Annotated in this window: 10 protein-coding genes; 1 reads left to right on the forward strand and 9 read right to left on the reverse strand. The window is 46.1% G+C overall.

The annotated features are described in order from the left end of the window. Window positions 1-3: 3 nt before the first annotated feature. Window positions 4-951 carry an aldose 1-epimerase gene (locus tag QTO00_RS06010; protein ID WP_331423657.1) on the forward strand — a complete coding sequence of 316 codons (948 nt, stop codon included), beginning with the start codon at window positions 4-6 and terminating at the stop codon, window positions 949-951. Between the two features lie 36 nt (window positions 952-987). Here the strand turns inward: QTO00_RS06010 and QTO00_RS06015 are convergent, their stop codons facing one another. The 9 genes from QTO00_RS06015 to QTO00_RS06055 all read right to left on the reverse strand — a co-directional run. Further along, on the reverse strand, window positions 988-3,399 hold the full coding sequence (locus QTO00_RS06015) for a GH36-type glycosyl hydrolase domain-containing protein (RefSeq protein ID WP_331423643.1): 2,412 nt from the start codon (window positions 3,397-3,399) through the stop codon (window positions 988-990). Between the two features lie 64 nt (window positions 3,400-3,463). Continuing rightward, the gene (locus QTO00_RS06020; RefSeq protein ID WP_331423644.1) at window positions 3,464-4,555 is read right to left on the reverse strand and encodes an ABC transporter ATP-binding protein; all 1,092 of its coding nucleotides are present in this window, start codon (window positions 4,553-4,555) and stop codon (window positions 3,464-3,466) included. Then, window positions 4,555-5,904, reverse strand: a complete 1,350-nt coding sequence (locus QTO00_RS06025) for a GH1 family beta-glucosidase (protein WP_331423646.1) — start codon at window positions 5,902-5,904, stop codon at window positions 4,555-4,557. The genes QTO00_RS06020 and QTO00_RS06025 overlap by 1 nt, the downstream gene beginning before the upstream one ends. A gap of 4 nt (window positions 5,905-5,908) precedes the next feature. Further along, window positions 5,909-6,805, reverse strand: coding sequence for a carbohydrate ABC transporter permease (locus QTO00_RS06030; RefSeq protein WP_331423647.1), 897 nt, complete (start codon window positions 6,803-6,805; stop codon window positions 5,909-5,911). Window position 6,806: 1 nt separating this feature from the next. Beyond that, the gene (locus QTO00_RS06035; RefSeq protein ID WP_331423650.1) at window positions 6,807-7,796 is read right to left on the reverse strand and encodes a carbohydrate ABC transporter permease; all 990 of its coding nucleotides are present in this window, start codon (window positions 7,794-7,796) and stop codon (window positions 6,807-6,809) included. Window positions 7,797-7,856: 60 nt separating this feature from the next. After that, complete coding sequence (locus tag QTO00_RS06040) at window positions 7,857-9,101, reverse strand: extracellular solute-binding protein (RefSeq protein ID WP_331423652.1); 1,245 nt, start codon at window positions 9,099-9,101, stop codon at window positions 7,857-7,859. Window positions 9,102-9,122: 21 nt separating this feature from the next. Continuing rightward, window positions 9,123-10,127: a LacI family DNA-binding transcriptional regulator gene (locus tag QTO00_RS06045; protein WP_038206717.1), complete on the reverse strand. Its 1,005-nt coding sequence runs from the start codon at window positions 10,125-10,127 to the stop codon at window positions 9,123-9,125. Window positions 10,128-10,370: 243 nt separating this feature from the next. Then, window positions 10,371-12,377 carry a methyl-accepting chemotaxis protein gene (locus QTO00_RS06050; RefSeq protein ID WP_331423653.1) on the reverse strand — a complete coding sequence of 669 codons (2,007 nt, stop codon included), beginning with the start codon at window positions 12,375-12,377 and terminating at the stop codon, window positions 10,371-10,373. Window positions 12,378-12,515: 138 nt separating this feature from the next. Then, on the reverse strand, window positions 12,516-12,733 hold a 218-nt coding region (locus QTO00_RS06055), incomplete at its 5' end, for a carbohydrate porin (protein WP_331423655.1).

The raw sequence follows: 12,733 nt of genomic DNA on the forward strand, positions 1-12,733 counted from the left end.
ACTATGTTCAGAATAGAAAAAGAAAAGTTTGGTGAGTTGGATAGCATTAACATAAATAACGAAGAAGAAGGAATTGAGCTCCAAATAATTACTCAATTCGGCTCCATCATTAATAAATACATTGTTAATCACAGTCCATTTTCCTTTATATCTGGCTACAAGAGTTGCCAAGAACTCATTGAAACCAATCCTTTCTTTTCTCGCAGTGCCAAGCTGTTCCCTTTTCCTAACCGCCTCGACAAAGGGCATTACAGTTATCACTCTCAATCATTTCAGTTACCTGCTAACTTCTCTTGGTCAGACCATGCCGTTCATGGCTTGTTGTATAACCAACCCTTTAAATGCATTCACTCACAGGCAAGCCAAACTGAAGCAGAGCTAACGCTTCGATTTGAAACCGAACGTCTTTGTGATGGCTACCCTTATGCGTTCCGTCTCGATACCCATTTTCATATTAACTTAGTTGGTGATCTTACCTGTACCACTTCAATCACCAATCTCAGTGACCAAACAATGCCATTTGGCGATGCGTGGCACCCCTACTTTTCTCTTGGTGGCGATAGAAGCGAGTGCTTGCTTCACATGCCTTCATGCTTTGAACTAGAGCACATCGAAGATTTACCGTCCGGCCAACGCTCTACGTTTTCCAACTTTGTCTCGCCAACTTCACTGGCTGAGTATCAGCTCAATCACTGCTTCGAGTTTGGTCCTCAAACACCGATTGAATTAACACTATCGAGAGCTGACAACCGCGCTTGTTTAACCTACCGCCAAGACAATAATTACCCTTATATTCAGCTCTATACGCCAGCGTCTGAGCAGAGTATCGCTATTGAGCCAATGACCTGCCCTGCCAATGCCTTTAACAACCATATCGGCTTGTTGCATCTTGCTCCGGGTCAACAGCAGAGCTTTCAATGGCAATGTGAAGCTCAATATTCATCTCATTAACCAAACAAGGGCGCAAACGCGCCCATTTTGATTTCATCAACCTAAAACAACCTCTACTGTGTGCTCACCAGAAGTAAAGATTGGTGCTTTTCCACCCTCTACAAGCTCGCCATCAACACGCATCTGTTTAACGCCTTTAGATACGTTTTCTGGGTTAGTCACATGGATGTTGTATATTGCGCCGCGGAATTTTCTGCGTACTTTAAACTCAGGCCAAGCGCTTGGAATACATGGGTCAACAACTAATCCATCCACTTCTGGACGCACACCCAGAATCCATTGAGTACCCGCCACATAAGTCCAAGATGATGTACCCGACAGCCAAGCATTACGCCCTAAACCAAACTGTTGGTGCTCGTCACCGAGAATGTTCTGCGGGTAGCAGTAAGGCTCAGATTCAAAGCTATCAATGCTGTCATTCTTAGACGCTGGATTAATTTGACGATAGTACTCGTAAGCGCGATTGCCATTGCCCACTTTCGCTTCTGCGATCATTACCCATGGGTTCGAATGCAAGAAAATACCACCGTTCTCCTTCGCACCAGGCGGATAAGTAGAGACGCCACCAAGGTTTGGATCAAAGCCGTTGTAACCCGGTGTAGAAAGCTTAATGCCATTGCTTGTATTTAACTTACTGTAGACAGAATCTAGCGCCTGAATGGCTCGCTCGTCAGTTGCAAAACCTGAGATCACTGGCCAGCTTTGACCATTAGTATAAATTTGGCCTTGCTGATTCACATGGGAGCCGATCGGTGCACCTTGCTCATCGAAGTAGCGGATGAACCACTCTCCATCCCAGCCACACTCGTTAACCGTGCTCTGCATCTGCTGATACTGCTCTCCTAGCTGTTTTGCCAATGTTGTTTCCCCACGTAAGGCACACAGGTCGAGCATATCTAGCAAGGCTTTGCCGTACATGTTTGCGACCATCATCGACTCAGCCCCCGTTGGCAGGTTCACTGTGTCATTCCAGTCAGCAAAGCCTAGTAGCGGTAAGCCATGCTGTCCGGTATTGCTGTATGTAAAGTTAATCGCGCGACACAGGTGATCCCATACCGTACCAGACTCAACGGGCACGCCATTGCGATCTTTCTGATAGAAAGGAATCTCTTTATTTAGGAAATCGGCATTACCTGTCTCTTTCACATATTGCGTCACCGCGTAGATGATCCATAGGTGATCATCGCCGTAGTAGTCTGGGCGGTCTTCTTCTTCACGTGAGTCACCCGCATTGGCTTCCATTGTCGATGGGAAGAACTGATGCATCGCACTGCCGTTAGTGTTCTGAACAGATAACAGACGCTCAATGAACTCTCTCGCCTCTTCTGGCATATGAGTAATCACGCCGAGAATGTCTTGTGATGAGTCTCTAAAACCAATACCACGTGCGCCATAACCCAGCTGGTACAGAGACAAGTAGCGAGACCAGTTTTTAGTTGTATGACACTGACGAGGGTTATGAATGTTAAGCATTGAGTTCATGGCAGGATCTGGCGTCTCAACCTGTACCGTTGCTAAGTAGTCATCCCAATGCTCAGTAAGCTCATTGAAGGCTGCATCTACTGCGTCATGGTCACGGTATTTGATTAGCAGCTCTTTAGCATTTTCTATGCTCTCCATCTGTGTCAGCTGCACCACAGTACGCTCTGTTTGGCCTTTTTTCAGCCAACCCAAGCGCAGGTTTAATGCACCAATGTTATCGCCTCGAAGGCACTCAGTATTACCCAATTCAGCTCGCTCTAGAGCTTGAGGTGCCGCCCAACTGCCATAGCCCATGTTGCCAATAAACTGCTGTCTATCACCATCAAAAGAAGTGGCAACGCGATCAGCGGTCATTAGGTTTACCGCCGTGTCGCGTTTCATGAATGCGTACTGCTCAAGAACAATATGATCAGACTCTTCACGGTGCGCTTTTAGAGTCATTGTTTGTGGTACCCAGTCCGCATTGAGTAGCTGTTTGAGCGCATCAAAGTGGGTGAACTCAAACACCGGAACGACATCCACATGCAGATCTTGCTCAGAGATGTTAGTCACCTTGATATCCTGCAGTAAAACTTGGTCCGCCTTAGGCACAAAGAAAGTGCTCTCACAGCGCACACCAAATGCCTCTGCAACAATCTTGGTGTATGAAAGGCCCGTGTGGTTTTCAAACTTATCCAACGGTTTAAGGGTTGGGGTGTAGAACGGCGAGAAGATCTCGACATTGCCTTGGCTGTCTTTGACCTTAAGGTACAAGGTCGAGCCTTTAAAATCCGAGTTCGGTAGCTGGGCAATGTACTTAGTAATGCGGTTAAGAGCTGGGTCGCCTTTACACAGCAGTACTCCACCATTGCTATCAACCAAGCCACCAAAATCTAGTGTCCCTACATAGTTACACCATTTAATTGGCGTACAGGGTGTGGTCGCTACATATTCTTTGTTGTTATCGTCAAAATATCCAAATTTCATCGTCACTATCCCTAACCCCTCCCAACTGGGAGGAGCTAAATTTAAACATCAGTAATTAATTGAGTTAGCTTGCTAGCGAGTTTTCGCTCAATGCATCAAATAGATGAATGGCATCTAGGTCTAAATAGAGCGTTAGATTATCAACATCCACTTCAGCAGCTTGCGTCTCGACCATTAATGGTTGACCAGCTATCTCCGTCTTTAACAGAATGCTCGCGCCAAGCAGCTCCTTATCTTTGATATGAACAGGAACAGGTAGTACTCGGTCGTGGTCCACTTGCTCAGCACGTAGGTGGATGTCTGTTGGACGAACACCAAAATGCAGCGCTAAGTTCTTCGACGCGTGAGCTTTGAAGCGCTCTGGAAGTGGAATAAGGACATCACCTAGCTCAATGAAATATTCGCCATTTTGATCGACAAGTTTTGCATCTAGCATGTTCATTGATGGGTTACCGATGAACTGAGCAACAAACTTATTAGCAGGACGTTGGAATACTTCCGTTGGCGTGCCCACTTGCGCTACATAGCCATCTTTCAAAATCACGATACGGTCTGCCAATGTCATCGCTTCAATCTGGTCGTGGGTTACGTAGATAGTGGTCGTTTTGAGCTCACGGTGTAGCAGTTTGATCTCTTCACGCATTACCCCACGCAGCTTGGCATCCAAGTTCGATAGAGGCTCATCAAACAAGAATACTTTTGGAGTACGTACCATAGCGCGTCCCATTGCGACACGTTGGCGTTGACCACCTGATAGCTCTTTGGGCTTACGGTCTAGCAGTGGGTCAAGCTCAAGCATTTTTGCTGCTTTACGCACTTCCACATCAATGTCAGCTTTTGGCATGCCTTTTAGCTTGAGGGCAAAAGCGATGTTCTCGTATACCGTCATGTGCGGGTAAAGGGCATAGCTTTGGAACACCATTGCTAAGTCTCTATCTTTCGCATCAATCTTGTTCATCAGCTTATCGCCAACGTAGATATCACCGGAAGAGATGCTTTCAAGACCAGCTAGCATGCGTAGAGTCGTTGATTTACCACAGCCTGACGGGCCAAGGAAAACAACAAACTCGCCATCGTTCACAGTAAAATCAAAGTGTTTTACTACGTCTACATCACCAAATGATTTTTTGATGTTTTTAAATTCAACTTTAGCCATTATTTGTTCCCCTCAGCGCGTTCTAGCAACATGTTGCGGTAAGCAATCGCGCTATGTTTTAGTGTTCTCTTTTGTGTTTTGTAGTCGACATGAACCATGCCGAATCGTTGGCAATAGCCGAATGCCCATTCAAAGTTATCCATTAGGCTCCAAGCAAAGTAGCCATCGACTTTGACGCCTTTGCGAATTGCTTGATCAACCGCCTCTAGGTGGCCCTGGAAGTAGCGCACGCGTTGCTCATCGTTTACATCACCACCAACGCAATGGTCGTTACCGGCTGCACCGTTTTCAGTAATGTAAATCGAAGGCAAATTGTCATAACGCTCATTCAGTCTGACTAGCAGGTCGGTTAAACCTTGCGGATAGATCTCCCAACCAATGTAAGTGTGCTCTTTGTCGGTCTGCTTAACCGTTTCAACATCGCCATTTTCATTGAATCGAGCAACGCTACGGGTGTAGTAGTTAATACCGATGTAATCAACCGGTGCACTGATGATTTCAAGGTCACCGTCTAACACCATAGGCAAGCTTGTCGAGCGGCGCTCCTTAACCAGTTCCGGATACTCACCCTTCAGTACAGGGTCGATAAACCAGTGGAAGTTCTCCGCTTCACAGTAGTCTGCTGCCCCCTGATCCTTGTCCGTTAACGGATAAGAAGGTGTTGCGTTGAAAACCACACCGTGTTTCGTATTCGGCGCATTTTTACGCAGAATAGGCATAGCCAAACCATGACCGAGCATTAGATGGTGAGAGGCTAAGAAACCTTCACGTTCACCAACGATGCCCGGGGCGTGCTCACCCCAGCGGTAACCTAAGAAAGCAGCAACAAAAGGTTCGTTTAGCGTGGTATACACTTCGATTTTGTCACCGAAGTGCTGACTTACCACCTCTGCATATTCAGCGAACTTGTAAGCGGTTTCACGATTTAGCCAACCACCTTTATCTTGCAAGTACTGAGGCAAATCCCAGTGGTATAAGGTGACATACACTTGCATCCCTTTAGCGTGGCACTCATCGATGATCTGTTCGTAAAAAGCCAACCCTTCTGGGTTCACTTTTCCATCTTGTGGCAAGATACGCGGCCAAGCGATTGATAATCGATAAGCGTCAACACCCATAGAGTGAATCATCTCAATGTCTTGCTTCCATAAGTGGTAGTGGTCACAAGCGATATCACCGTTGTCATTGTTGTCGACTTTACCCGGCGTGTGACAGAACGTATCCCAGATCGATGGTGTACGTCCGCCCTGATCAATCCCGCCCTCAATTTGATATGAAGAGGTCGCGACACCGAATACAAATTCCTTACTGCGTAACTTTGAATCACTTGGAAGTTGATATTTGTTCATTGTTTTAACCTTTAACTGCGCCGGATGTTAAGCCACTGATCATCTGTTTAGAGGCAAACAGGTAAGTCACTACAAGCGGTAAAATTGAAATTGTTGTTCCAAGCATTACGGCTCCCCAAGGTGTATTTGGAATACCTTGGACACTTCGCAGCGCCTGAGTAATGACATAGTTTTCTGGAGTGGTTAATACCACCAGCGGTTGCATAAACATGTTCCAGAAGAAGACAAACTGTACGATAGCCAGAGTTGCCAGTGCTGGTTTCATCAATGGCAGTACCACGCTCCAGTAAGTTCTAAACTCACCTGCACCATCCAGTTTTGCCGCTTCTAACAACTCTTTAGGAATTGACGCGACTACGTGCTGACGCATTAAGAAAATACCGAAAGGTGTCGTCGTGAACGGTAGCCATACCGCCATATGGTTATCGAGCAAGCCTAAAAACTTAACAATCATGAAGTACGGAATCAGGCTCAGAACAGGTGGGATCATCATCGAGCCGACCAACATGCCGAATAGCACGTTTTTACCTTTGAACTTGAACACCGCAAACGCGTAACCACCCATGCTACAGAACAGCAGTGAAATCGTTGTACCGAGGAAAGCGACATAGATTGAGTTAAACATCGCCTGCCAAAACGGCATGATCTCTTGCAGCTTGGCGTAGTTAATCGCTAGGCTATCGCCGATAGCAAAGCTGATACCTGAACCAAATATCTCAGCACGGTCACGGGTTGAGAGTAGTGCTGACCAGAAAAACGGGAACACGGTAATAATTGCAGAGACAATCAGTACAATGGCCAGCAGAACCATCAATACTTTAGTGAAAATCTCAATCGCACGATCACTTGGAATTAGGGCAGCCAAAGGAGACGTGCTCGTATTTACTGAATGAGTCGACATGTTATTGCTCCCCTAAACCTTTCTTACCAAAGAAGAAGAATTGAACCATGGTACAAGCTGCGATCAATGAGAACAGTAGCCATGAAATTGCTGAAGCTGTACCCATCTCTAGCCATTCCCAACCCACCTTGTACAAGTACATCGAGATGGTTAAACCAGACTGACCCGTACCACCAGTACCTCGGGTTAATACGAACGGTTCTTCAAATAGCTGTAAGTTACCAATGATGGTCATAGTCACAGCGAAGAACACAAACGGGCGAATCATTGGTAATGAAATGTTCCAGAAGCGGCGTAGAGCGTTAGCCCCGTCCATGCGCGCAGCCTCAAGAATGTCTTTAGGAATCGTCATCAAACCTGTGGTGTAAAGCACGATGTTAAAACCTGTGTACTTCCAGAACACCATGATGGCAATTGAAGGTTTGATCATCGTTGCATCATCCAACCAACGAATCGGCTGGTAATCACTAACCCAAGCGAACGCCCAACCAAACAATGAACTATCAGCAAGCGCCATTAGTGTCTGGTTGATGATGCCCGAGTTAGGTGAATACATATTGAAGAAGATTAGTGATGCAGCCACCGTCGACGTAATAAACGGTAAGAAATAAGCAGAAGTTAGCCAGTGACGCAGACGATCTCCCATAGAGACCAGAATATAAGCGACTGGAATAGCGACTAAGTGCTGCGCGACGCCAGATGTAATAGCTAGCCACAAGGTGTTCTTCAGTGAACGCCATAGCCACGGGTCGGTCAGGGCAATGTGGTAGTTTTCTAACCCCACATAGTCCATTGCACCCAAGCCTTCTACCGGGTTCCACTCATGAAACGAAAGATAGATTGAGAATAAAAGCGGGAAAATCCCGAAAACAGAAAAAATGATCAGAAACGGCAGTAGGAACCCATACGGTGTAAGCGCTTTCAAATTTAGATAAGAAAAAAGACGCTTAGTTGGTGATGCTTCCATGACGTTGCTCGCTGCTTGATTCATAGTAACGACCTCTTACAAAGGAGGCGCGTTTCCACGCCTCCCAACCTTAATAATGGTGACTTACATGTTGCGTGTACGACGCTTGATTAGACGCTCTGCCTCTTTAAGCGCAGTCTTAATGTCTTTGCCTTCATCTAGCACTTCCATTAACGCATTTTCTAGAATGATAGAGCGAGCGACGTGGTCACCCTTCGCTGGTGCGACTGGTTTGATGTTTTTCGCCACTTCAGCAAACAACAAACGTGCTTTCTGACCGCCTAAGAACGCAACTTCTTGTTGGAATAGGTCATCGTCGTAAGTGGTTGTGTTCGCAGGGAACGCAGCGATAGTTTCAAAGTGCTTAAGCTGAACGTCACGATCCGTTGTCATGTACTCGATCAACTGCCAAGCTTCATCTTGGTTTTTAGATTGAGTAGGAATAGACAAGAACGAACCGCCCCAGCTGCCGTATATACCATCAGGCAGGTTTTCTACTCCCCAGCTTCCTGCTGTATCTGGTGCAATCCAGTTATTTAAGTGACCAAGTAGCCAAGCACCAGAAAGCTGAGTCGCAAACGTACCGTTACGGAAACCTTCATACCACTCGTTTGACCAAGCTAAGATCCGTCCATCTAGACCTTTGTCACGAATCTCTTTTGCCACTTCAAATGCATGCACAAAACGCTCAGATGTCACTACTGGGTTACCGTCTTTATCAAAGTAAAGACCTTCACCTTCAGGAACTGTAGTAAAGATGATTGCTTGTGCCACGTCCGCTGCCGAAGCAATCAGGTAGACGTTTTTCTCTTTAAGTTTCTCACCCGCAGCGATGTAAGATTCCCAGTCTTTGATAGCTTGCTCTACATCGATCCCTGCGTTTTCGAAAATATCTGTACGGTAGTACATTACGCCAGGGCCAAGATCGACTGGCATACCGTAGATATCTCCATCAGCACCTTTGCCTTGTGTCCATGCGTACGGCGCAAAACGTTCTTCATATTTGTCAGCACCATACTTTTCTGAAAGGTTAACAAGACCGCCAGAGGCAACAAACGGACCGATCTTTTCAACATCAACAACAATAACGTCACCCGCACCAGAGCCTGTTGCTAAGTTAGTCGTTAGTTTTGTGTGGTGGTCGCCATGGTTATTCATCAGGTAATCCACTTTGATACCTGTTTCCTTCTCAAAATCAGGCAGCAGTACTTTCAAACTGCTATCAAAGTCTGGAAAGCCATCAAAACGAATCTGTTTGTCAGCCGCTGTAGCTGTGGCAGCCAGTCCAAGAGCAACCGCACTGGTCAGTGCTAATGTCTTAAATTTCATGTCTTATCCTTAATTTAATTTTTATAGGGTACTTAGTTCCTTGACTGAATTTCTCACCACCAAAGATGGCGACAACTTGAAATTCACATCGCGTCGGTTCTTGTTAAGTTTTTGAATAGTGAGCTGTACTGCTTCAATGCTCATCTGTTCAATGGGGAAATTTATGGTGGTGAGGCCGGGAGTGAGATAACGAGCAAAAAGAATGTTGTCAAAGCCCACAAGTGATACATCTTCTGGAATTGAAAGCCCCCCGCTTCTCAACTCCTCAAATGCACCAAACGCCATGTGGTCATTGGATGCAAACACTGCGGTAAACGAACACTTTCGCTTAAGCAGCTTCTTAACTGCACTGACACCCGTTTCTTCGGTAAACCCCGCCTCTAAAACAAGTGTTTCGTTATACTCAATCCCAGCCTCTTCAAGTGCTCTGCGATAGCCTTGTAGACGCCCCCGTGCATCTGACTTATCGAGAGGACCTGTAATACACGCAATCTCCTTGTGTCCCATTTGCAAAAGATATTGAGTCGCGAGCATGCCCCCAACCTCGTTATCAATATCAATGCAACTTTGCGCCATTTCAGGAACAAATCGGTTTACTAGGACAACCGGAATGCCTTGCTCTTCCAAGGCGATCAGATAATCATCACTTAAGAGTTGTGTGTGCAAAATGAGTGCGTCGACTCTTCTGCCCAACAAAAACTCTACCGATTCTCTTTGACCTTGTTCTGTATTGGAACCCGCGGTCACCACTGCGTGGTAACCAAAACGGCGAAGGTTATCTTCGATGCAATGCAACATGCCCGAATAAAAGGGGCCTCCCAGTTCTGGCACCACAATACCTACACTTCCAGTTCTGCTAGAGGCCAAAGCTTGGGCGATCGAATTGGGACGGTAACCCAACTCTTTAATCGCTTTTTCAACCTTTAGCTTCTTGTCATGACTGACTCGGCTCGTACCATTTATCACTCTGGATACAGTGGCTTGAGAAACGCCTGCATGTTCTGAAACGTGTTTTATTGTTGCCAAATCAACCTCAATACTTCTTATACTTGAAACCGCTTACAAGTTGATTATTGAGCAACCCTGCCCTTTATTACGTGAGTAGCTTCACACTAAATCCCGCGCTAATTTGCCAATTCGGCAAAGGTAGAGAGCTCTTACAGTTTCTCTTCATCCCATGAAACTGTTTCATGAAACCAAGATTCAGTTAGTTTCAAGACCAATCAAAGAAAGCGTATTCGCCGTCATAATCTAGGCCCTAAAACGGCTTTAATTTCCTCCTCTTAGCTCAAATTCATTGGTTAGTTGAGCCTGACGCTCGGCCATACGTTCGAGTTGCTCGCCTTGTAAAGCCAGTTTTTTCGAACGCTCTAAGTTCTCTTCAGCCAATTGATGAATTTGGCTAACGTTGGAGGTCACCGCGGACGCTACAGACTGATGTTCAGTGGTTGCCGAAGCGATTTGGTGACTACGGTCCTCGATCTGATTGAGCAATACATGCACGCTCGCCAGTGAGTCGTTTACGCTGCTGGTTTGCTCGACACAACCAGACATGTCACTGACACACTGACCGATCTGAGATACCGCTTGCTTGGAACGCTGCTGTAACTGTTCAATCTTGCTATGAATCTCTTGTGTCGACGCAGTGGTTTTTGCGGCGAGCACTCGTACTTCATCAGCAACCACTGAAAAACCTCGCCCTTGTTCACCCGCGCGTGCAGCCTCAATCGCAGCATTGAGTGCAAGTAAGTTGGTCTGTTCTGAAATCCCTGAAATGACATCTAAGATAGAGCCAATACTAGCGCTCTCTTTTTCTAGCTCATTTATGGTTTGAGTTGACTCACTCAAGCGCTGCGAGAGCACATTGAGCTGCGCAACGTTTTGACTCATTCTTGTCTGGCTATCGGTTGAGGTTCCGACCGCCTCAGTAACGATAGTGAGTGATTGGTTTGCTGAGTCGGCAATTTCAGCTACCGAGCATTCGATCTGTTCCATAGCGGTAGCGACCATCACCGTCTGATCGGTTTGTTCAGAGATAGCTTGATTGAACTCGGAGCTAGTCGTCTGGTTCGCTAGCGATGAGTCATTAAGTTCTTTCGCCGAATGGCGCATCTGTTCAATGATGCTTGAGAGGTGGTTGATCACTAAATTAACCTTAGCGGCTACTTCACCGAACTCATTCTTTGCACTGTAGGCGACAGATGCAGTTAGATCTTTATTGGCCACACTGTCGAGGGCTTGCTTAAGGAGTTTACTTGGCTTTCTGATCATGTTGGCAATGCCAAGACCAATAACACCAGCAATACATACTGACAGCGCTGCTACAACTACTAGCATGACGAGGGTTTGATCGGCTAGATCAGACGACTCTTCATATAGCGCTTTTGACGTCTGTTCTGCATAGCTTGCCAATCCCTCAATATTGACTAGCTGTTGGTCAATCGCTTGTTCTAATGCCCGTCGCTCATCACGCATAGCTTCGCTCATCGAAATCGTTTGGAAATGTAAACTCACCACGCCCTTGGCGGTATAGGTATCAAGTTCAAGCAGGGAAAAGGCGTGTTCGGTTTTTTGGAATACGCTTGGCGACAACTGCTGTACTTGTTGCTTCGCTTGTTGATAACGCTCTTTTCTATTGTTTAGCTGACGTTGGACAGAGCGTATCTCTGCAGTATCTTGCAAGGTAAATACCTCGTTGGCCTCACCTACCAGCAAGCCAATCTGAGACAGCAGTTGCTCAAGCGCATTGAGTTCATTTTGATTACTCGATTGAGCCAACCCGTTGACCAAATTATTGTTTATTTGCGCGCTAAGAGATTGAAACTGTGCTTGCTTGTAGAGGTCGAGATCCTTTGCATCAAGGTAGTCGATGTATAAGTTTAATAGTTGAGTTATCTTAACTAACACCGCGTCGCTTGATGTATGTACTTCAGGCAGCAAAGCCTTAAGCCCATCGTCAATAAGAGCGCGTTCTTCTAGCCATGCCAGTTGGTATTGGTAACGCTCAATTTTGCTGTCAATGTCTTGTTGTAATGGTTCTAGTTCATCGACATAGGAAGCGGAAAAGTAAGGAGTTAAGCTTCGGTTGATATTAAGAAAATCAATGGTCAACTCTGCAGAGCGCAGCATCAACGGAGTCGAGTCCTGCGTCATTGTTTCCATTTTAGAAGTGATCTGCTGAGTGCCTTGAAAAGCAAACCATGCAGAGCACAAAATTATGCTAATGAGTGCAAAAAAGCCGAGGTAGACTCGTGATACAAGGGAGTGAAACGGCATGGCGAGCCTCTCTGTCATTCTGAAGAGAAAAAAGGGCACAAAGCTTGTGCCCAAAAATTGGAGTCAATCATCTAAGTTAATGATGGCCCTAATAAATCTGCCTTTAGGGCCAATACTGGACAGTAAATTAACGCGCAATTACCACCAAGCTTCGAACATTGCGCCGAAGGCAACCGTGTCGAAAGAGCCTGGAGAGGTAAAGCTAGGTCCTTTCTCTTCCACATCACCGAACGTTCCGTAGAAGCGAAGCATTGGACGACTCCAAGGTAAACCACCTAGAGACACGTTTTGCGATAGCGTTACTTTCCAACCCTCTTTCTCGCTACCATCATCCCAGTCTTCAATCGCGTAGCCTG

The sequence above is a fragment of the Vibrio sp. M260118 genome (genome assembly GCF_036533755.1).
GTDB lineage: Bacteria > Pseudomonadota > Gammaproteobacteria > Enterobacterales > Vibrionaceae > Vibrio.